28 protein-coding genes and 2 pseudogenes are annotated in these 19,374 nt (G+C 55.2%); 9 read left to right on the top strand and 21 right to left on the bottom strand.

The window, feature by feature from the left end:
• Window positions 1–111 precede the first annotated feature (111 nt).
• On the top strand, window positions 112–735 hold the full coding sequence (locus CPH80_RS14715) for a YbhB/YbcL family Raf kinase inhibitor-like protein (protein ID WP_096278935.1): 624 nt from the start codon (window positions 112–114) through the stop codon (window positions 733–735).
• Window positions 736–753: 18 nt separating this feature from the next.
• Here the strand turns inward: CPH80_RS14715 and CPH80_RS14710 are convergent, their stop codons facing one another.
• Window positions 754–1,509 carry a lipo-like protein gene (locus tag CPH80_RS14710; RefSeq protein ID WP_096278933.1) on the bottom strand — a complete coding sequence of 252 codons (756 nt, stop codon included), beginning with the start codon at window positions 1,507–1,509 and terminating at the stop codon, window positions 754–756.
• Window positions 1,510–1,651: 142 nt separating this feature from the next.
• Window positions 1,652–2,254, bottom strand: a complete 603-nt coding sequence (locus tag CPH80_RS14705; protein ID WP_096278931.1) for a TetR/AcrR family transcriptional regulator — start codon at window positions 2,252–2,254, stop codon at window positions 1,652–1,654.
• A gap of 117 nt (window positions 2,255–2,371) precedes the next feature.
• Here CPH80_RS14705 and CPH80_RS14700 point away from each other — a divergent pair, with 117 nt between their 5' ends.
• The 4 genes from CPH80_RS14700 to CPH80_RS14685 all read left to right on the top strand — a co-directional run bounded on the left by CPH80_RS14700 (window position 2,372) and on the right by CPH80_RS14685 (window position 5,491).
• On the top strand, window positions 2,372–2,926 hold the full coding sequence (locus CPH80_RS14700) for a carboxymuconolactone decarboxylase family protein (RefSeq protein WP_096278928.1): 555 nt from the start codon (window positions 2,372–2,374) through the stop codon (window positions 2,924–2,926).
• Between the two features lie 89 nt (window positions 2,927–3,015).
• Complete coding sequence (locus tag CPH80_RS14695; protein ID WP_096278926.1) at window positions 3,016–3,708, top strand: TVP38/TMEM64 family protein; 693 nt, start codon at window positions 3,016–3,018, stop codon at window positions 3,706–3,708.
• 215 nt (window positions 3,709–3,923) lie between these two features.
• Window positions 3,924–4,652, top strand: a complete 729-nt coding sequence (locus CPH80_RS14690; RefSeq protein ID WP_227520186.1) for a DUF547 domain-containing protein — start codon at window positions 3,924–3,926, stop codon at window positions 4,650–4,652.
• 88 nt (window positions 4,653–4,740) lie between these two features.
• A protein-coding gene (locus tag CPH80_RS14685) for an IS5 family transposase (protein WP_096278924.1) occupies window positions 4,741–5,491 on the top strand; the annotation gives its coding sequence in 2 pieces (ribosomal slippage) (window positions 4,741–4,941 and window positions 4,943–5,491; 750 coding nt in all).
• 151 nt (window positions 5,492–5,642) lie between these two features.
• On the opposite strand, the gene CPH80_RS22605 is transcribed toward CPH80_RS14685, so the two are convergent.
• The 4 genes from CPH80_RS22605 to CPH80_RS14670 form a co-directional block, all read right to left on the bottom strand.
• Window positions 5,643–5,921, bottom strand: coding sequence for an ADP-ribosylglycohydrolase family protein (locus tag CPH80_RS22605; protein ID WP_264754791.1), 279 nt, complete (start codon window positions 5,919–5,921; stop codon window positions 5,643–5,645).
• Window positions 5,912–6,541: an ADP-ribosylglycohydrolase family protein gene (locus tag CPH80_RS14680; RefSeq protein ID WP_227520185.1), complete on the bottom strand. Its 630-nt coding sequence runs from the start codon at window positions 6,539–6,541 to the stop codon at window positions 5,912–5,914. The genes CPH80_RS22605 and CPH80_RS14680 overlap by 10 nt, the downstream gene beginning before the upstream one ends.
• 99 nt (window positions 6,542–6,640) lie before the next feature.
• A complete protein-coding gene (locus CPH80_RS14675; protein ID WP_227520184.1) occupies window positions 6,641–6,955 on the bottom strand; it encodes an ADP-ribosylglycohydrolase family protein in 315 nt (104 codons plus the stop codon).
• Window positions 6,956–7,173: 218 nt separating this feature from the next.
• Window positions 7,174–7,653 (bottom strand): cupin domain-containing protein, encoded by a 480-nt coding sequence (locus CPH80_RS14670; protein WP_197703558.1) that lies wholly within the window; start codon window positions 7,651–7,653, stop codon window positions 7,174–7,176.
• A 294-nt stretch (window positions 7,654–7,947) separates the two neighbouring features.
• Here CPH80_RS14670 and CPH80_RS21695 point away from each other — a divergent pair, with 294 nt between their 5' ends.
• The gene (locus CPH80_RS21695) at window positions 7,948–8,091 is read left to right on the top strand and encodes a hypothetical protein (protein ID WP_157746903.1); all 144 of its coding nucleotides are present in this window, start codon (window positions 7,948–7,950) and stop codon (window positions 8,089–8,091) included.
• Window positions 8,092–8,110: 19 nt separating this feature from the next.
• Here the strand turns inward: CPH80_RS21695 and CPH80_RS22990 are convergent, their stop codons facing one another.
• Window positions 8,111–8,245, bottom strand: coding sequence for a hypothetical protein (locus CPH80_RS22990; protein ID WP_264754793.1), 135 nt, complete (start codon window positions 8,243–8,245; stop codon window positions 8,111–8,113).
• A gap of 107 nt (window positions 8,246–8,352) precedes the next feature.
• Between CPH80_RS22990 and CPH80_RS14665 the strand changes: the two genes are divergently transcribed.
• Window positions 8,353–8,613 carry an META domain-containing protein gene (locus tag CPH80_RS14665; RefSeq protein ID WP_096278922.1) on the top strand — a complete coding sequence of 87 codons (261 nt, stop codon included), beginning with the start codon at window positions 8,353–8,355 and terminating at the stop codon, window positions 8,611–8,613.
• Between the two features lie 20 nt (window positions 8,614–8,633).
• Here CPH80_RS14665 and CPH80_RS21690 read toward each other — a convergent pair whose 3' ends face one another.
• Entirely contained in the window at window positions 8,634–8,834 is a 201-nt protein-coding gene (locus CPH80_RS21690; protein WP_227520183.1) for a hypothetical protein, read from the bottom strand.
• A gap of 286 nt (window positions 8,835–9,120) precedes the next feature.
• Between CPH80_RS21690 and CPH80_RS14660 the strand changes: the two genes are divergently transcribed.
• Window positions 9,121–9,399 carry a ParA family protein gene (locus tag CPH80_RS14660; protein ID WP_134031251.1) on the top strand — a complete coding sequence of 93 codons (279 nt, stop codon included), beginning with the start codon at window positions 9,121–9,123 and terminating at the stop codon, window positions 9,397–9,399.
• A 64-nt stretch (window positions 9,400–9,463) separates the two neighbouring features.
• Here CPH80_RS14660 and CPH80_RS14655 read toward each other — a convergent pair whose 3' ends face one another.
• The 6 genes from CPH80_RS14655 to CPH80_RS14635 all read right to left on the bottom strand — a co-directional run bounded on the left by CPH80_RS14655 (window position 9,464) and on the right by CPH80_RS14635 (window position 13,675).
• Window positions 9,464–10,195 (bottom strand): sulfite exporter TauE/SafE family protein, encoded by a 732-nt coding sequence (locus tag CPH80_RS14655; protein ID WP_096278918.1) that lies wholly within the window; start codon window positions 10,193–10,195, stop codon window positions 9,464–9,466.
• A gap of 179 nt (window positions 10,196–10,374) precedes the next feature.
• The gene (locus CPH80_RS22600) at window positions 10,375–10,614 is read right to left on the bottom strand and encodes an FAD-binding domain-containing protein (protein ID WP_227520504.1); all 240 of its coding nucleotides are present in this window, start codon (window positions 10,612–10,614) and stop codon (window positions 10,375–10,377) included.
• A gap of 59 nt (window positions 10,615–10,673) precedes the next feature.
• Window positions 10,674–10,910: a deoxyribodipyrimidine photo-lyase gene (locus CPH80_RS22595; protein ID WP_227520182.1), complete on the bottom strand. Its 237-nt coding sequence runs from the start codon at window positions 10,908–10,910 to the stop codon at window positions 10,674–10,676.
• 203 nt (window positions 10,911–11,113) lie between these two features.
• Complete coding sequence (locus CPH80_RS14645) at window positions 11,114–11,863, bottom strand: SDR family oxidoreductase (protein WP_096278916.1); 750 nt, start codon at window positions 11,861–11,863, stop codon at window positions 11,114–11,116.
• A gap of 31 nt (window positions 11,864–11,894) precedes the next feature.
• Window positions 11,895–13,022, bottom strand: coding sequence for an alkene reductase (locus tag CPH80_RS14640; protein WP_096278914.1), 1,128 nt, complete (start codon window positions 13,020–13,022; stop codon window positions 11,895–11,897).
• Window positions 13,023–13,087: 65 nt separating this feature from the next.
• Entirely contained in the window at window positions 13,088–13,675 is a 588-nt protein-coding gene (locus CPH80_RS14635; RefSeq protein WP_096278912.1) for a TetR/AcrR family transcriptional regulator, read from the bottom strand.
• Between the two features lie 92 nt (window positions 13,676–13,767).
• Here CPH80_RS14635 and CPH80_RS14630 point away from each other — a divergent pair.
• Window positions 13,768–14,057: pseudogene (locus tag CPH80_RS14630) on the top strand (S-(hydroxymethyl)glutathione dehydrogenase); the annotation flags it as partial.
• A 160-nt stretch (window positions 14,058–14,217) separates the two neighbouring features.
• On the opposite strand, the gene CPH80_RS14625 reads toward CPH80_RS14630, so the two are convergent.
• The 7 genes and pseudogenes from CPH80_RS14625 to CPH80_RS14595 all read right to left on the bottom strand — a co-directional run bounded on the left by CPH80_RS14625 (window position 14,218) and on the right by CPH80_RS14595 (window position 19,308).
• Complete coding sequence (locus tag CPH80_RS14625) at window positions 14,218–15,786, bottom strand: dihydroxyacetone kinase subunit DhaK (protein ID WP_096278910.1); 1,569 nt, start codon at window positions 15,784–15,786, stop codon at window positions 14,218–14,220.
• A 106-nt stretch (window positions 15,787–15,892) separates the two neighbouring features.
• On the bottom strand, window positions 15,893–16,210 hold the full coding sequence (locus CPH80_RS14620) for a CcdB family protein (RefSeq protein ID WP_096278908.1): 318 nt from the start codon (window positions 16,208–16,210) through the stop codon (window positions 15,893–15,895).
• Window positions 16,210–16,290: pseudogene (locus tag CPH80_RS14615) on the bottom strand (type II toxin-antitoxin system CcdA family antitoxin); the annotation flags it as partial. The pseudogene CPH80_RS14615 and the gene CPH80_RS14620, both read right to left, overlap by 1 nt.
• A gap of 116 nt (window positions 16,291–16,406) precedes the next feature.
• Window positions 16,407–17,153 (bottom strand): amino acid ABC transporter ATP-binding protein, encoded by a 747-nt coding sequence (locus CPH80_RS14610; RefSeq protein WP_096278906.1) that lies wholly within the window; start codon window positions 17,151–17,153, stop codon window positions 16,407–16,409.
• Complete coding sequence (locus CPH80_RS14605) at window positions 17,150–17,824, bottom strand: amino acid ABC transporter permease (RefSeq protein ID WP_096278904.1); 675 nt, start codon at window positions 17,822–17,824, stop codon at window positions 17,150–17,152. Before CPH80_RS14605 ends, CPH80_RS14610 begins: the two co-directional genes overlap by 4 nt.
• Window positions 17,825–17,849: 25 nt before the next feature.
• Entirely contained in the window at window positions 17,850–18,605 is a 756-nt protein-coding gene (locus CPH80_RS14600) for an amino acid ABC transporter substrate-binding protein (RefSeq protein ID WP_096278902.1), read from the bottom strand.
• Window positions 18,606–18,708: 103 nt separating this feature from the next.
• Window positions 18,709–19,308, bottom strand: a complete 600-nt coding sequence (locus tag CPH80_RS14595; protein WP_096281650.1) for a TetR/AcrR family transcriptional regulator — start codon at window positions 19,306–19,308, stop codon at window positions 18,709–18,711.
• Between the last annotated feature and the right edge of the window lie 66 nt (window positions 19,309–19,374).

Genomic DNA, 19,374 nt, shown 5'->3' with positions numbered 1-19,374 from the left:
GAGGTACGATACCGTTGATACAACCTATTATCACAGAATAAGGTCGTCTCTGGCACAATCATCAGAATAGAGGCGAACTATTAACCGCAATAACCGATAGGAGAAAGCACCATGAAACTGAACGTTGTGGGTATTGAAGAGGGCAAGCCGGTCCCGGAGATATTCGCGTTCGGCGTGTTCCATCCGGACGATCACATGAGCTTTGGCCCAAACCGCAACCCGGAAATATCTTGGAGTGATGCACCCGAAGGCACGAAAAGCTTCGTGGTGATGATGTTTGACCCGGATGTGCCCAGTGTGGCGGATGATGCAAACCAGGAAGGTAAAACGGTTTCAAAGGATATTCCGCGGGTGGATTTCTTCCACTGGCTGCTGGTCGATATTCCCGCCAGTGTTGGCCGTATTCCAGAAGGCGAGGACAGCGATGGTGTTACACCCAAAGGTAAAGACGGCGGCCCCGGCCCGGTAGGCCTGCGTGGGGTAAACAATTTTACACAGTTTTTGGCTGGTAACCCCGATATGGCTGGCACTTACAGCGGCTACGACGGCCCCTGCCCGCCTTGGAACGATGAGCTACTGCACCACTACCACTACGAAGTGCATGCGTTAGATGTGGAGTCTTTGGGGCTTTCTGGCGAGTTTGATGGCGAAGCTGTGCGCAGCGCCATGAAAGGTCACGTTTTGGCCAGCGGCCGGGTGACCGGTACTTATACGCTGAACCCAGATTTGCGCTAACTGTGCGACTGAGGCAGTTTATAAGTCTGCCCAGTCGATGGCTCTGAAATCGAAGTTTTTTTCCAGCGTTGGTTTGATGATTCGAAAATACGGCGATGCATCGAAATCCCGCGGCGTAAACAAGGATGTTTGCCGGATTCGGTAGTGCTCACGAATACAGTCTGCGCAGTTCGGATCGTCTGCTGGCATTGTGTTGATAGTTGGCAGGATCGGATAACGTAGGCGCTGAAACCCCTCGGCAATAAACGTGGAACAGATAGCCCGTGTGGGGTCGCCGCTTCCTAACGACAGCAGTTTGTGTCTGTGCCGCGCAGGAACAGGCGGTGTCTGGATAAGATAGCGCGCCAGATCAAACACATTCTTCATGTCGTACTGGTTGCCCAGTCGGCTCATGGCGTAATCGGTGAGCTGGCGGATGTTATCCTCATCAAGCCCCACCGGGCGGCAGATGCGGGTATGGCTGTTGCGATAAAATGACAGCGCCAGAGGGCGAATGCCGAACTCCAGATCCGCTTCGATCAGTGTATGAGGCTCACCGCTTGCTGAAGTTCCCAGGCCCGCGTCCGGCCCCAAGCAGAGAGCGGCGTGAGACCAGGTGGACTGGGTCAGGTACTTTATCGCCACGCTGATGCGCGTATCGCCCTCCACCAGCAGAACATCTCCGGGCCTGAGTGTTTTTCCCAGAGCGTCATAGGTTGAGGTGGGCACGGAATGCTGTGCCACTTGTTTGGAAAGGTAAGCGGCGAGATGCTTCGCTAGCCAGTTCAGGAACATGCTTCACTCCGGTGGTGTGCGGGGGGTGTTAATAGCCACCTGTTGGCCTTCCACGCAGTAACTCTACACGCAGTAACTCTACACGCAGTAACTCTAGTTGCCCTTGCCGGATTGTTGAATGCTTAGCGCGTCTTCTGCGCTGTCAGTCGGCTCGGTAAGCGTCAAGAATATGCGCCATATCGTCGCCCAAAGCCTCCAAATCCCCGGCAGAGAGATTCCGCTCTGCAATGGAGCGCAGCCCCATGATCTGATTTTGCATCAGCCGGGCCAGGCGGGCGCAATCTGTTGAGTCTTTCAGTTCGCCCCGTTGTTTGGCCTCCTCCAGCAATTCCGAGAAAGATTGCTCGATGGCTCCGAGGATTTCCCGGGCCTGGTCTGAATGCCCGGTGTGTGTATTGCTTGCCTCCAGCAGGGTTTTAACGATGAGACAGGCCCGGGAAGATACTTCGTCTTTATCGGAACAGTTACTTGCGATTTTCCGCAGGTAGCCTTTGAGCCCGTCCACAATGGATTCGTAGCCAGCCATATGCCTGGCCAGCTCCGCACCGCCAGCCTCGGCATAACGCGCCAGGGCTTCAGAATAGAGCCCATCCTTGCTGCCAAACGTTGCGTAGATGCTGCCAGGACGCATATCCAGAGCACGCTCGATCTGCTTCATTGAGCTGCCGTGATAGCCTCTCTTCCGGAACAGGCCAATGGCCTGGCCAAGGGCCGATTCCCGATCAAAACTGGGACTTCTCGCCATGGATGTCACCGTTAATTGCGATTTTGAATGCTTGCTCAATTATATCTTGAATGATCGCTCAGTAACAGTTACGGTAACGATGTAGTTGAACTATCACTCATGAATCTGGAGGTGAACATGACAGATTTTAAAAAGCACGATATGGACAGCGCACCGGAAGGATCCAAGCCGTTCCTGGAAAACTCACAGAAGAACATGGGTATGATCCCAGGACTTCATGGGGTAATGGCGGAATCACCTCAGGTGCTTGAGGCGTATCAGAAGCTGCACCAGCTGGTTCTGGACAGCAGCTTCGACAACGACGAGAAAACCGTGGTCTGGCAAACCATCAACGTTGAGAATGCCTGTCATTACTGTGTGCCCGCACACACTGGCATCGCCAAAATGATGAAAGTGTCTGACGACATTACCAACGCCTTGCGGGATGAAACGCCGCTGCCCAGCGACAAACTGGAAGCATTGCGCACCTTTACGCTGGCCGTTATGAACAAACGGGGCAATGTTAGCCAGGATGATCTGGACGCGTTCTTCAAGGCCGGTTACAAAAACCGCCAGGTGCTGGAGGTGATTCTGGGGTTGTCCCAGAAAGTGATGAGCAACTACATCAACCATATTGCCGACACGCCGATAGACGAGCCGGCCAAGAAATTTGCCTGGAGCAAGAGCCAGTAAAGACTGCTCAGGCCGCGCGGTGCGTTCCGCGCGGCCTGAAAATTTCCGAAAACCCTTCCCGCCCTCAACGTGGCCGGTAGAATACCCTGATGAACCGTTCACAATGGGCTTTCCGTCTCACTATTCTGATCATTGTCGCACTCGTGATGGGGGCCATCTGGCTGATCCTTCGTCAACTGGGCATGCCTGTGAGTCTGGCACCAGTAGCGCTGTCTGAGTGGCTTAACGACCAGGGGATGTCCGGGCCATTGTTGCTGATGCTGTTGATGATTCTCGCAGTGGTTGTCGGGCCGATTCCCACTCTGCCAATCAGTGCCGCTGCCGGGCTCGTTTATGGCATGTTCACCGGAACCGCGATTGCGGTGACTGGCGCCCTGGCGGGAGCCATCATTGCTTTTTATCTGGCGCGGATCCTGGGGCGTGAGGCGGTTCGGCGCAAACTGGGCGACAACCCGGTATTCTCAGCTACTGGCTCCCAGCGTTTTCTGTTCATCGCGGTGACGTTGACGCGCCTGATCCCGTTGTTTTCGTTTGCCCTGATCAGCTATGCCGCCGGCGTCACTGCGATATCGTTCTGGCGCTATGCGCTTGCGACCACGCTCGGCATGCTGCCCATGACCTTCGTATTTGCCGGACTGGGCCGCAGCTTTGAATTCAGTCCCGTGCTGACGGTGGTGGCCGCTGCCGTAATCCTCGTTGTGATGAGCACATTGCCGCTGTATCTCAGCAGGCGCCCCCACTCCCGGCTGTCTCGTTTCCTGCATCTGGATACTGAGGTCTGAGGTTTCCGGCATTGCCTGTTTAACAGAATGGCGTTGTCCTGGTCTGTAGTCATGATTCTGAAGGACTACCTATCTGACTGACCTTGGAGTGATTATGCGTGGATATCGATTAGTGACAGGCTTTGTTGCATGGGTCCTATTGCCCGGCCTGGGTTGGGCGGATATCAATCCCGGCCTCTACAAGCCTTACCAACGGCTGTTATCCGACTATCTCATTGAACGAACAGACATTGCCCGGTAACGGACTGGTCTCCGCGTTTGATTACCAGTCCGCATTGGCGGATACAGGTTTGGCGCAGACGCTGGCACAGCAGCGCAAGGCTCTGGCGGAATTTGATACCGGAACCCTTGAGGCCCGGGAAGAGTCCGTAGCCTTCTGGATTAACGCCTACAATTTTTTCATGCTCGAACAGATTCTTACTGAGCGGCCGCATGGCCAACTGGTTTCATCCGTCTGGGATTATGGCGGCCGAGTGAACCCGTTTGTCGACAGTGTCTTTGAGCGGGAAAACTTTGTGATTGGCGGGGAACGCTTCAGCCTGAACCAGATCGAAAAAGGCGTTTTGCTGGGTGAGGACTATCAATCCCGGGGCTGGAAGGATGCGCGGGTTCACTTTGCGGTGAACTGTGCCTCTGTTGGGTGCCCGCCCCTGCGGGACACGCTCTATACAGCTGACAACATTGAACGCTTGCTGGCCGAGAGCACCCGGCGCGCATTCAATACCGACCGCCACCTGAAAATGCAAGGCGATACCCTCTACTTGACGGAATTGTTCAAGTGGTACGAGGATGATTTCAACGAGGCATCCGGTTCCACAAAGGCTTTTATTGAGGAATGGGCGGATTCCGCAGTGGTGGAAGCGGGTGTTGGAACATCGAATATAAAGTTCATCAACTACGACTGGGCCCTGAACCTGCGAGCTAACTTTCCCGAATTACGCTAGGGTCTGTTGACAATTGCTCGTAAGTCTTTGAAAGGTAAGAGCAAGTTCGTATAATGAAGTTCCACAACAACAATCATACGAGCCCGCAATGCCCAGATACAGGCTCACAGAGGAGCTGTGGTCCAAGCTAAGAGAAATATTGCTTCAATTCAGTCTGTATAACAAGGCAGGTCTGCGCAAAACAGTCGAAGGCATTCTGTTCAGAATGCGGACCGGTGTGCCCTGGAGAGATCTGCCAGACCCTTTCGGAAAATGGAATTCTGTCTACAAAGTCTTCAATCACTGGTCGAAAAAAAGGCATCTGGAAAAAGCTCTTCAACGTGCTGAAAACAGACTCCGATCTGGAATGGGTCTTCATTGATGGCCGCTATGTGAAAGCACACCAGCACAGTGCCGGAGCCGCGGGTGGCTACGACGAGAATATCGGTAAAAGCTGGGCTGGCAACACCTCCAAGGTGCATCTGGCGGTGAATGCTTACGGCCTGCCGGAGGTGTTCACCATGACAGGCGGTCACATCAATGACTGCACTGAAGCGCCAACACTCATCGAAAAAATTGACGCTGCGCAGGTGCTGATAGCGGATAAAGGCTACGACAGCCAGATAATACGTGACAAGGGAGAAGCCCTCGGAATGAGCGTTATTATTCCCAGAAAGAAAAATTCGATCAAGGGCAACAAGGGACTCGACTGGCCGTTGTACAAGCTCAGGCATCTGGTGGAGAACGCGTTTGCCAGACTCAAGCATTATCGGGCCGTCGCCACCCGATATGACAAACTGACTCGTCATTATGAGAGCATCGTGTCATTGGCTTGCGCATTTCTCTGGCTGCCGATGTGAATTGTCAACAGACCCTAATCGGATGGGGATGCGGGGCCGAAAAATACCGGTCTAAGCCTCCGGTAAACCGCTCACGAATGCGTTCGGGCGAATAGAACCAATGACCGGCCTGGCAAGCGCATCGCCGATGAAGGCGCCCTAGAGCGCATTCTCAATGCGCCGGACAACCGGATTGTTCATGGTTCTGCTCTTTCGGTGTCCAGGTTTGGTTAACCAGTGCCTCAATATCCGTGAGGATCGCAGGGGCATCGGTTACCCGGGCCAGCCAGCTCAGAGGAATGCCGCGTTCCCCGCCAACGCCGTGCAGGACTGCCATCGCCGGCCCGATGATCCAGGCCCGCCCGCAGGAATCACCCCCGCAATGGATATTGGCGCGAACGGCCTCAGTAAAACTGTCGGCATGGCTCAGGATATGAAAGATCACCGGCATGGCTTCGCCCAGGTAGCAGGTGCGTCCGTAGGTGTCGCCGGCACCTGGCGCGTCCAGCGAGGAACCGGAACGGGCGTTTGCCAGGCTTTGCGGACCGGTTCCGCCAGTTGATCGCCGCTCAGGTGCCGGGTGTAGGGCAAAACCTTCTGCACCAGCACGCGCTTTTGTTTAACGGTCAGTTCGGCAGTGGTGGTCGATTGCGCCTGCTCAATGGCTTTCTGTTCGATGGCGCTCAGGTTGTTCAGAGTGACCCGGGTCGGGTTGTCAATATAACCCTGCCAGAGGCCGCCGGGGCCAAAGAAAGCGCGAAAGCGCCGCTGGTAATCGCGGATATCCAGAGCCCCTTCACTGGCCAGCAGGCTGTCTGTCAGTACCCGTGTGGCGGCGCCATAATGGCTGGTGTCACCGGAGTGTTTGCCCTCATGGGCAAAATACCCAAACCCACCTTTGAAATAGTCGGCCCGGGGCGGCAGGAATTCAGGTGATTGGCCGCCAACCTCATGGATGCGTTGACTGTCATAGAGCCAGTGCAGACCAAGACTGGCCGCATCTGCGACCCAGCCGCCGGCAAGGGCGTTGATGAGACGTGAGCTCTCTCCGGACTTTGATTCATGATTCATGCGGATGCCTCCTGATGGCACAGTTTTGTAGGCGAGTATGAACAGTCTCAGAACCTGACGTTCATAAGATTGCTTTGTGCCTTATTCACGGGCGCAACGTCAAGTCTGCATTTGCGAGGCCAGGGTATGGGCCAGTTGCTGCAGTTCATCTGCGCGTTCAAGGCCGTCCAGTAACCGCTGCGGAATACCGGCAAGGCCCACCTGCGCGCCCACCAGCGCCCCGGTCAGCATGGCCTGGGACTGATTCTGGCCGCCGCCATTGATGGCGTGGAGTACCGCATTTTCGAAATCATCATTGAAACGTGCCGCAAGGTACCAGGCGGCCGGCAGCTGGTGGTAGAAGGCGCAGGGCATGCCATACAGGTGGGAGACCTTCCAGGCCGGCTCAATACGAACGTTCGGGTTTCTTGCCATGGCGGCGGCGCTGAAAGCGGCCGAGCGCGGCGCGCGTATCACGCTGATTGAGCGAGGGACCATCGGTGGCACCTGTGTGAATACCGGCTGCGTACCCTCGAACAGATCCTGTCTGGATGTCATTGCTGTGTTGATCTCCTTCGAATACTTCGAATCGGTCGTTTGCCAGTGCTGGCAAGGGCGTCCTCAAAGGGAGCCGCCCTGCGCAGGCCGATGGATTACTTACGGGGATCGTGTTCAGGATTGATGTATTCAATACCCCAGGGTCCCGTGCCATGCAGCTGAATGATGGTCTCTTCATCCCCGGAGTGGCCGAACATGGGCTCGCCGGGTGCCATGATAGCCACGCTGCCCGGTGTGAGCGCCTGGGTTTCGCCGGCATTGAACGTTTTGCCATGACCGAAATTCAGGGTGCCGGAAAGCACGGTAACCCGTTCATATTCCGAGTGAATGTGCGGGTCCAGTGTGTAGTTGGCCGGCAGCTTGAGCCGGAAGGTGAACGGGATTTTTTTGGAAAGGTCGCCCTCGATCACGGCGATTTTCGCATCGCCCGTCATGGAGCCGACGGGACCCCACTCAAGCTCATCGGGAGTGATCATGATATGGCCATCGCCCTTGTATGGTGTATCCGCAGCCATGACCGGGAGTGCTAATGCCACTGCAAGAAGAGAGCCGGTCATTGTTTTTATCAGAGTCATGGTGTTCTCCTGATTATTGAAACCATGTGATCACGATGTCCGGTTAATTTTTCTGATATTGAACCAGCGTCGGTCATTTCATGGATATCGACATTCTTTTACGCTAACAAATATCAGAATTTTGGCAAATACTGTGGTCAAGGTGTGAAAGCAGGGATGTAGCCTTGAGCTTCGAGGGGTGCTGATGTCCTGAACGTGCTTTCTCCTCCGTCAGATTGATGTATATCACCCATGACCCGCACTTATGGGTCCACACTGGGCAAACGCCCACCTTTCAGGAAAGGAGATCTCAGAATGGCTCACCTAGATATCCCCAAGACAGCATCCTCAAAACTGCGAGCCCATATTGACGCGCTGGAGGCGCAGGGTGTCGGTGTAACCCCAGACGCATGTGGAGCGGCATCATGCTGGCAAGAATCTGGCTTGGGGCCAGGTTAACGAGCCACCGGCCAGTCAGTCACAACCCGCAACGGTCCATCCATTGAGCGATAGCCTGGCCAATTTTCTGTGGTTGGTCTTCCTGAATGTAGTGCAGGCCAGACCCCACAAACGCTGTTTCCAGGTTGGGTAACTGTTGGCGATACTGGTCCATGAAACCAGCCTGACCAATACTTACTGGAAGTTGCTGGAAGTTGCTGGAAGTTGCTGGAAGTTGATGACGAAGAGGTTCGTGTTCAGGACAATCAACAATAACCCCATCTGATTTTTCGCGACGACGGCCAGGTGGTGGGGCATACCGGCTGCAATAGTCTAATGGGAGAATACAGTGTCAGCGAGGGCAAGCTCGGTTTTCTGGCCATGGCTTCAACGCGTATGGCATGCTCTGGCGACACCACCGAAGGTCTGATGCTGGATGCGATGAAGAATACCGCGGACCTTGTTATTGAGGGCGACCGGATGACCTTGCTGAATGAGCAGGGTGACCGGTTGGCGACACTTGGAGCAGTCTATCTGAATTAGTTTGTCCGTGAGCCTCAGGATCAGGAGGCTTCAGCTGTTGGAGCGCTGCTGAAGGAAAGTTCCTGCTGGCTGGCGAGGCGCCAGATTACGCGGTTGTGGCCTTCGGCTTTGCCTTGATAGAGCCGGTGGTCGGCAACTGAAAGCAGCGCCTTGAGTTCGTTTCCATCCGGCCCGAATTCCGCCACTCCAACACTCATGGTCAAGGCGATGGAATCAGTCAATGTAAGGTAAGAACCGTCAAACTAGTCGAGCCTTGCCATGCTTACAAGATGCCGAAATGACGGATCAGGCTAAGTCATTGATAGTCGTGTTTGGTTACATAAAAAACGACAATTTTCAGGACTAAAGTCTAAGGCGAAATCATGACCCTCAGTCGCAGCATTGAAGATGAATGGCCCAGAACGACAAATAAATGTCTTCGCCGTTTTGTAAGTTTCCACTCTGGCGGAAGAGGTTTTTGCCGTCGCCAACAAAATCTATGTGCCGCTGATTCCGACCTGGCTTTCTATGAACAGTTGGGAACAGCAGCAGGCCTTTATTACCGACAGGAACCTCGACAAGAAGAAATTCGCGCCGTTCCTGTCCATGGTGGACCGACGTAAGAGCCTGCACCGGGAGTTTCTGGACACGCCACTGAAAGCACTCAAACGGTTGTTGGTGGGGTACATTCCTTACGCCAGCGATGTCGAACGCATGGGCGAACATCGCAGCGCAGTCAGCCATTTTGCTCCCCGCTCCACCGCAGCCCTGGCGTACCGGTTAATGTGGAACAACATGAAAAAGTAGTTAAAGCTCTAACCCAGATCGTAGGAGCGACTTCCGTCGCGAATCTAGTCGAGGTGTTGAAAAATCAGTAGGTCCAGATACCTCTAATGACCGCAGCAGCGCCAGCCACGGCTGCTATGCCTAGGATAATGGGCCGCAGACCGCCGAAGGGTACCCGGTTTACCAATAGGCCAGATAGCAGAAAGCCAGCCAGTACGCCAGGAAACGTGACGACAAACAGCATTACCTCACGCATTCCGAGATGGCCCGAGGCCAGCAGGGCAATCGCACTGGCGAAGCTGGCAAACAAAAAGAACGCCGACATATTGGCCCGCACCAGGGGGCCTTGCTCGTTCTGATAGATCAGGGCGATGGGTGGCCCGCCCACTGCAGTAATCGTCCCCATATAGCCGGAGGCGGCTCCGGCAATGACACTATTGCGCGGTGTCAGTGTTGGCCTCAACCCGGCCACACTCAGCGCCACTGCCGCCAGGATCAAACCGCCGAAAATCAGCCCAATGGCCTGGGTGGACACCACCGCGAGGGTCATTCCCGCCAACACCGTGCCCACCACATCACCGCCTATAGCAAACCGCACTTCCCGGAAACTCAGGCTGGCGCGATTGCGGACCAGCATCATGATGGTCAGCAATACAGCGTTGAGAACCAATGGGCCGGGTATCAGCAGCGGGCTGACCAGAAACATCAGCGGTGCTGCCAGGGTGCCGATTCCGTAGCCGACAACCCCTTGCAGGCAGGCGCCTGCCAGCAGGGCGATGTTGGCCAGTAGAATCTGGATCAGGCTGATGTCGGTCACGGCAATCGAAGCTCCTGTTTAGGTCCGTTTTGTCAGAATGGCTCCGTGCAAACCTGGATGAGCAGTGTCGTACGGTTTTGGAAAGACCTGTCCGCTTACTTTGTTATTCATCAGTATGAGAGAGGCCAGTCCACAGCGTCCACTGTGTGTAGCCCCACGGGTTGCTCTGCATCGCCGCCTCAGCGGTCTATGAAAGTGCCGACCGGGTCGTATTGCTGTGTCTGTTTTGCCAGATTGAACTGGCGCAGTCCTCGGGGGTCAGCCCCAACGCCAGCCAGATACTGCCAGTTTCCATAGTTGCTTGCCACATCATAGTCGATCAGTTGTTCTTCGAACCATGCCGCACCGTAACGCCAGTCCTGCCGCTTCTCCGCCCGAAAAAACCACCGGGTGTTGTGGCTCCGGAATCGGCGGGCAATCGCCCCGGTTGTCTTCCGGGAAGCCCGGTGGTGGCGGTAATGCCGTCAAGGTTTCGGGCTCACCGTAAGCAAGATGCACCCGCTGGCCTAATTGTCTCAGATTGCGTTCCAGCACCATCAGGCTTTACCACAGAAAACGCCAGCGATGGCCGCCCATCGCTTTGCAGCGGCGCCGGAGCAAACCAGCGCGGACCCACCACATACACACACAGCAGCATGTCAGAGTTTGATGCGGCCAGCAGCGCTGCGCTGTCGTGCAGACGCAAGTCGCGGGTAAACCAGTAGAAAGTATTCAAGGTAAAACTTCCCTTTTACTGCGTAGTTGATCACGAGTTTACGTTGCTGGCTGTGCAAAAGATTAGAGAGAGTGCGGAATAACAATGCGGGATAGCAGAGAAGTTCAATGGGAAAGCGGGTAGTGCCTCGTCTGATAAACGAATAACCAGACGAGGCACTAGTGTTGCCATCAGCATTCGTTCAGGGCTGATGACAGGTCGGGTTAAAGCTCCTGTGCGGTCGGACGCAGGATGATCTCGTTGATATCCACGTCGTGGGGCTGCTCGATGGCATAGACGATCGCTCGGGCGACAGCGTCGGCATCGATAGCCACTTTATAGAGCTCCTCGGCCGCTTCGGCAGCGGTGGGGTCGGTGATGGTGCTGGTCAGCTCTGTGTCTATCGCGCCTGGCGATATGTTGGTACTGCGAATCTCGTCACCGGCTTCCATCCGCAGCCCTTCGGACAGCGCTTTCACGGCGAATTTTGTAGCGCAGTAAACAGCAGCGCCCGGGAACACTTTGTGACCGGCCACGGAGGACAGGTTGATTACGTGCCCGCTGTGCTGTTCACGCATGGTCGGCAACACAGCTGCGATGCCGTACATGACGCCCTTGATGTTCACATCCACCATCTGATCCCACTCGTCAACTTTCAGTGCGTCCAGCGGTGCCAGTGGCATCAGGCCGGCGTTGTTGATCAGCACATCAATACGGCCAAAGGTGTCTTTTGCGGTTTTGGCCAGCGCTTCCACCTGCTTGCGATCGGTCACATCGGTGGTTTGCCAGATGGCCTCACCGCCGTTGGCTTTGAGTTCTTCCGTCAGCTTGATCAGGCGATCTTCCCGGCGTGCGGCCAGAACGAGCTTGGCGCCGCGCTCTGACAGCCGGCGGGCGGTGGCTTCACCAAGCCCGCTGCTGGCGCCGGTGATAATAACGATTTTGCCTGCGATCTGGTCGTTTGCTGCAGTCATAAAGACTCCTTGTAGGAATGTTTGGAATGAATTACGCGGTGGCTTTTTGCTCGGCCAGCGCCGGGTAATCGGTGTAGCCCTTCGCATCGCCACCATAGAAGGTGCTGTCGTCCCACTCGTTCAGTGGCGCATCCTGCCGGAAACGTTCTGGCAGGTCCGGGTTGGCGATAAACGGACGTCCGAACGTGACCAGGTCGCAGCGACCTGCGCTGATGCGCCGTCTTGCTTCTTCTGCGGTGTAGGCGCCGTTGGCAATGTAGCGGCCTTTGAAGTTGGCCTGGATGGCGTCGATGACGGATTCCGGGCGGCCATTGGCGTGGTTGCCCTGGAACGAATCCTCTACCACTTCGATGTAGGCAACGCCCAGATCATTCAGATGTTTGGCAAGTACGGTATAGGTTTCGAGCGGGTCTTCGTCGTACATGGCGTTGAAACTGCCGGTCGGGCTGACGCGAATACCCACGTTTTCTTTGCCCCATACATCGATAGCCGCTTGGGTGACCATCAAGGTGAGTTTGGCGCGGTTCTCGGCAGAGCCGCCGTATTCATCGGTGCGGTGGTTGCTGCCGCTCTTGAGGAACTGGTCAAGCAGATAACCATTGGCGGCGTGAACTTCCACTCCGTCAAAGCCTGCCGCTTTCGCGTTCTCGGCGCCGGTGCGGAATTGCTCCACAATGCCGGCAATTTCGTCTGTCTCAAGTGCGCGGGGTTCAGCAATGTCGACCATGCCGGAATCCGCGCTGACATAGGTTTTGGCGCCTTCCGGAGCGATGGCAGAGGGGGCTACGGGCTTGCGGCCGTCCGGCTGCAGGTCGGTATGGGAAATCCGGCCCACGTGCCAAAGCTGCAGGTGAATCCGGCCACCGGAGTGGTGAACCGCATCAGTCACTTTTTTCCAGCCGGCAATCTGCTCTTTTGAATGAATGCCCGGTGTGAAGGCGTAGCCTTTGCCCTGGGGAGAAACCTGCGTGGCTTCGCTGATGATCAGGCCAGCACTGGCGCGCTGCTGGTAATACTCGGCATTCATATCATTGGGAACGTCGCCGGGTTGGCTGGACCGCGAGCGAGTCAGGGGAGACATCAGCACCCGGTTTGGCAGCGCCAGATTGCCAAGCTTGAAGGTTTCGAACAGCACGTCCTGGGGGTTGTCGTTACTCATGTAGGTATCTCCTGTTGGATTAACTTTAATTAATTAGACCAGTCTACCAGTAAGAAAGTGAAAATTTATCCGGTGCGCAGGCACTGCTGGAAGAAGACTTTAACGAAACGTTCCATGGGCTCGGTGGATTTCACCACCTTCGCACGCAGAATGGCGCCCTCCCAGCCGGACAACAGAAAACTGGCTACTTCGTCAGGGTCCAGGGTCTGGTCAATGTCACCGTTTGCCTGAGCTTCGGCGATACACCGGGCGAACTTTTTTTCCCAGCCTGAGAATACTTTATCCAGCCGGGTCCGGAATATCTCATGCTGGCCAGCCAATTCCTGCCCCAGATTGCCCATCAGGCAGCCTTGTGAACACTCACATTCGGTCATGGTTTCCAGCCCGGTGTCGAAATAGGCGTAAAGACGATCGATGCAGGATCGGCTGGAGTCTGTAAGGATCTGCTCCAGCTTGATCTCGTATTCTTCTCCGAATGACTCAATGACCGCCAGACCGAAATCATTCTTGCTGCTAAAATAATGGTAGAACGAGCCTTTGGGCACACCCGAAGCTGTCAGCACCGCATTCAGGCCGGTTCCACCAAAGCCTTTGCGGGCGATCAGATCAGCGCCGACCTGAATGATGTGATTGCGGGTATCGTTTGATGTCATGGTCGTTATATTAGACCGGTCGTCTACAATGAGTCAAACACGTAAAACCCGAAACACATTTAAGCTGAAAGATGTTTAATAAGGAGTAACCAGTGATTAAATCTCGCGCGGCCGTGGCGTTTGCCCCCAACAAGCCACTGGAAATTGTCGAAGTGGATGTTGCACCACTTCAAAAAGGCGAAGTACTGGTGCGCATTGTGGCGACCGGCGTCTGCCACACAGACGCTTACACCTTGTCCGGCGCCGATTCCAAGGGCATTTTCCCCGGTTTTCATACCAGGGAAAGCCGGTTTACCACTACATGGGCTGTTCCACCTTTTCCGAATACACCGTACTGCCGGAAGTATCGTTGGCTAAAATCCCGAAAGAGGCCCCGCTGGACGTTTTCATCACCCACAACATGCCGCTGGAAGACATCAATAAGGCGTTTGAGTTGATGCATGAAGGCAAGAGTATTCGGACAGTAATCCACTTCTGACAAGAGCTGCCGATACGTGTTTTGCGCGCGCGGATCTCGCGAATTGAGGGAGGAGGTAATAACGCTATCCCCTGTCCCCCAGATCTTCGAACAATCGCGCCACCGCTTCGGCCCCCGGGTCAATGTGGCCCTGAAGTTGTTCTGCGTTTATGTAGGATGCACGCCCAACCCTAGCTTTGACTATGGTGGAGGTGTGGACTGCGCCCTTGCGAGCATCCACCATCGATCTGTCGCCCAACTGTGCCCCACCAATCTGCTGCATCCGGTCAAGCCCCTCTTTTAACGACGCGACCATGGGTAGCCCGCTGGAGGCCGCGTCAGCCGTCGCCGTGAAGAATATAGAAAGCAGTACACCGCAGGAGCCACCCATGGTTTGGCTGAGTTCTTGTCCTATTGCACGGTAAAGCTGCGTAGGGTCCGACAGGGGCATTCGGTCGAGGGCGCTTATCAATGCTTTGGCAGCTCCAGCCAGCGTGGCACCGGTGTCTCCATCGCCGGATTTTGCATCAAGCGCGTTCAGGTCAGCTTCCGAGTCGATCAGGACCTGGCACCATCTGGTTATAAAATTCGCTGTTGGTTCGTGCCAGGACGGAACGAGTTTAACTGGCGTCAAGCCGTCAGGGAGCTCTTTTATAATAACGGAATTGACCGCTTTGCAGCCGGGCCAGGCGCTGGGGGCGCAGGGCGCGCCAAGCAAGGCTTCATCCTCATTATTAACCGCATAAACGGATACCGAGAACCCTCGCATATCCAATGAGGTCATCATTGGCGCAGGCCCGATGATGAGTTTCAGGTTGTCGGCAATGGAGGACACCAAAAGCTCATTGGCCAGAACCGACATCTCAAGTGTCGACGCGCCGCCGAGGTTATTTAGCAATACTACATGGGTTTTTTTGTCCATGACGGTGGCCAGCTTTGCGGCGACTGCTTCAATGGCATTTTTTGCGCCATTGTAAGCGACCTGCTCGACACCCGGTTCACCGTGAATGCCAAGGCCCAACTCCGCGATGCCGGGCGGAATGCGCTGCTGCCTGGGGGATCCGGGCACAGTGCAGGTATCAAGTGACATGCCGATGCTTTGAGTGTCTCTTACCACCCGCTCGGCGGCTTTCGTCAGAGTGTCCAGATCGGCTCCCTGTTCCGCCAACGCACCTGCTATTTTATAAACAAAGAGTGTGCCAGCAACCCCGCGTGCCTGAGGCAGGTCGGGCAGGGCAATGTCGTCGTCAACCACAACCATGGATACTTTGTAGCCAGCGGCGCGGGCACGTTCGGCTGCCAGCCCGAAATTCAGGCGGTCGCCGGTGTAGTTCTTAACGATCAGTAAACAGCCTGCGGGCCCCGTCACCGCCAATATTCCAGCCAGAACGGCATCGACAGAGGGAGAGGCAAAAACATCGCCGCAGACAGCTGCGGTCAGCATACCCTTACCGACAAAGCCGGCATGGGCTGGTTCATGGCCCGATCCGCCGCCAGAGACCAACGCCACCTTTGACTTGTCCCAGTCGGCCCGCACTACAACGCGAATATGCGGATAACCGTCAAGGCGTGCCAGTTGGCCGCCGGAAGCTCTTATAAGGCCGTCCACGGCTTCGGTGACTATGTTTTCTTTTTTGTTGATAAATTGAGACATGGTATTTTCCCTCAAGCGATACGTGCGCCATTGGCGTTAGAATAGAAAGCGATTAAATAAATCTGTCCCGGTTTTCCCAAGGCTTCGCCGCAGCTGAGCTGGCGCATTAAATGCCGGTTACCGCAAAGTCCAGGGCGCCCGCGATCTGGTCTCGGAAATGCGTTAATGAGCCGACAGAGTGTTCAAGTTGCTTGGTGGACACCGAAGAAATCTGAGGTGTCAGCAAAAGAAGTTTTTGATCATCGAAGGTGATTTCCGGAGTGAGGCCTTGCATCACTTTGTCTCCGAAGGACGAGAGTTTGCCAAGCGGAATAACAATGCGAGTTGTCAGGTCGGCCAAATCTTGGCTTTGGATGTCCACCAGGTAAGGATAAAACGATTTGCTGGTTTTGCTCGGGTTGGGGTACACGTCGAACTGGGCCATCAAAATCCCCGGAACTCGTCACCGAAACAGCCATGCTGTTCAACGAATTCGTTGTAACTTGTGATGGCTGCGCGATTTTCTTCAGCCCATTGAACAAGTCAATTAAGTTCGTTCGGAACTCGCTATATCTCTGCTGGAGCTATGGCCCCAGTGGTGCGACGTTGCAGACAGGAGGGATAGGGTCTGGTGGTGCTCGTCAGACTGGATTGGTCGCCAGAATCTTTTTCAGAAAGTCCTGTGTGCGGGGGTCTTGCGGGTTCGAGAAGATCTCGCTGGGTGGCCCTTGTTCTACAATCCTGCCGCCATCGATAAAAATCACCCGGTCGGCGACATCCCTTGCGAAGGACATTTCGTGGGTGACCACCATCATGGTCTGGCGTTCCGATGCCAATTGTTTCATCAGTCCCAGCACTTCCTCCACCCACTCCGGATCGAGGGATGAGGTGGGCTCGTCAAACAGGATGACGTCGGCTCCAGTGGCCATGGCGCGGCCGATACCCACCCGCTGCTGCTGGCCACCGGACATCGAGGCAGGGTAGGCATCGGCTTTGTCCGCGAGGCCGATACGCTCGAGAATCTCGCGGGCGCGCTGGTAGGCCTTTTCTTTTGGCCACCGATCCACCACCACCAGCCGTTCGGCCACGTTTTCCAATGCGGTTTTGTTAGCAAACAAAGCGTAATTCTGAAACACAAAGGCCGTTCGCCGGCGTAGTGAGAGAATCTCCGCCCGGCTTGCCCGGTTCACATCCACCGTAAGGTCGCCGACGGTGATTTCGCCAGCCGTGGGGTGTTCCAGAAAGTTAACGCAGCGCAACAGCGTGGATTTACCTGTTCCCGATGGACCAATAATGACAATGATCTCTCCCTTATCGACGGTCAGATCAATACCGTCGAGAACCACACTCTTGCCGAAGTGTTTACTGAGAGACTTGAGTTCAATCATCGGCTGTAAGCCTTGTTCAGACGGGTTTCCAGATACTTCTGCAATTGTGAAAGCAGCTCGACCACGATCCAGTACATCACTGCGGCGACGATGAACGCCTCAAAATACAGGAAGCTGCCGGATGCTTCTTTCTGGGTGGCCCCCATCAGTTCCGTGACCCCCAGGGTAAACGCCAGGGAGGTGGCCTTGATCATGTCGATGAAGTAGTTCATCAGGGTGGGCAGAGCAACCCGGGTGGCCTGCGGCAGGATGATGCGGCGCATCAGCTGGCTATTGGTCATGCCAATCGAGAGCGCGGCCTCGGTCTGGCTGCGATCCACCCCGATGATAGCGGCTCGAATCGATTCCGCCATATACGCTGAAAAGTGCAGGGTCAGGCCCATGATGGTCGCGGTGACGCCGTCTATCACGGTTAACACGCTGAACAATTGTGGCAGCCCGTAATAGAACAAAAACAACTGCACCAACAGCGGCGTGCCCCGGAAAAACGAGATGAACACGATGGTGAGTTGATTGAGTACCGGGATACGCAGCACCCGCACCACGGCGAATACACAAGCAAGAATCAATGCCATAACCATGGCAACCCCCGCCAGTTGCAGAGTAAGGGGCAGATAGCCAAGCAGAACAGGCACCAGTCCCAGCATGTACTCTACGTTCAGAACGTCCATAGGGTGTCAGGCCTTGTGGCGCCCATCAGGGCTGGGTGATGTCAGTGCCGAACCATTTTTCGGAAATGGACGCCAGGGTGCCGTTTTCCCGCAAGGTTTTCAGGGCCTGATTGACCTCGTCTCGCAGGGCCCGACCTGTTTCTGTGTCCTGGAACGGATAGGCGTTGGTGATTTGCGAGAAGGGCTTACCGGCCAGTGCCAGCGGCAGGGGTTTGTCTTTGATGATCTGGCTGGCGCTGACCCGATCCATCACAAAGGCATCCACGCGGCCCAGGGCGGTGTCGCGCTCAATATTGCTCTCGTAGGTTTTGATGTTGATCTGATCGGAGTAAGGCAATTCACGCAACAGTGTTTCGAAATTAGAGCCGAGGTTCACCGCGACCGTTTTGCCTTTGAGATCTTCAACATCCTGAATCTCGGCGTTACCTTCTTTGACCACCACCTGGGCGCCGTCGTAAACGTAGGGTTCGCTAAAAATATACGCTTTCTGGCGATCTTCGGTGATGGTGATTTGATTGGCGACGGTGTCGATACGACCGGCTCCCAGCATACCAAACAGCCCCGAGAAATTGGCAGTCTGGAAGGTAATCTCGCGCCCCATCTCCTTGCCCAGCGCGGTCATAACATCTACTTCAAAGCCTTTAAGTTCGTCCAGCTCCACGAAGGTGAACGGGAAATATTGCCCCGACATGCCGACTCTCATCGGGTCTTCCTGGGCCAGTAACTGCGGGCTGACAATGAGCGACAAAACCATGAGTGTGTTGACTAGCCAGAGTTTCATAGTATCTCCTGAGTTTGTGTGCCAGTACGCCAATTATAGGCCGGATTGAAATCGGATATCACTCAACATACAAGATATGAGTAGCGAAATCCTCATGTCCAGGCTAAAGCCGGTAATGGTCTAGAATACCAGCCATGTCCTCGCCCAGCTCGACCACATTGGGGGCGCAAGTGTCTCTCTGTGCAAAGGAGCGTAAACCAATGATTTGCGCCTGGAGGAGGCGGGCAAGACGTTTGCAGTCCACGTCGGGTTTGAGTTCGTGATCGTTTTTGGCCTGCTCCAGTACCTCTCCGAGGCGGTGCTCGATTGCATCAAGTACCCGGTTAACCTCCTGGTTGATCGGCAGATGAGTGTTACTGGTTTCCAGTAGGGTCTTTATCACCATGCAAGCGCGCGAAGGCATTGATCCGCCCGGATTACAGGCCAGTGCAATGTCTCTCAGGTAATCCTGCAAGCCCTCAATAGTAGAGGGGTATGTTGCCAGGTGACGGGAAAGATGGTCGCCGGACTCTTTGGCATAACAGGCCAACGCTTCGAGAAACAGACCGTCTTTGCTGCCAAACGCTGCATAGATGCTCCCCGGGCGCATATCGAGAGCATGCTCGACCTGTTTGATAGAGGAATTGTGGTACCCCTTCTGCCAAAACAGAACGACGGCTTTGTCGAGTGCGGATTGTCTGTCGTAGCGTGCGATTCTTGCCATGGTGTTCAACTTCTCGGTGTCGCTGTGCAGTCCGGGCCAACGGCTCTTGATGTGCTGCACAAGTCA

Origin of the sequence: Marinobacter sp. LV10R510-11A (assembly GCF_900215155.1) — a bacterium.
In the GTDB taxonomy this organism is placed as follows: Bacteria; Pseudomonadota; Gammaproteobacteria; order Pseudomonadales; family Oleiphilaceae; genus Marinobacter.
The sequence above is the reverse complement of the archived record's forward strand: the minus strand, read 5'-3'. Positions and strand labels throughout refer to the sequence as shown.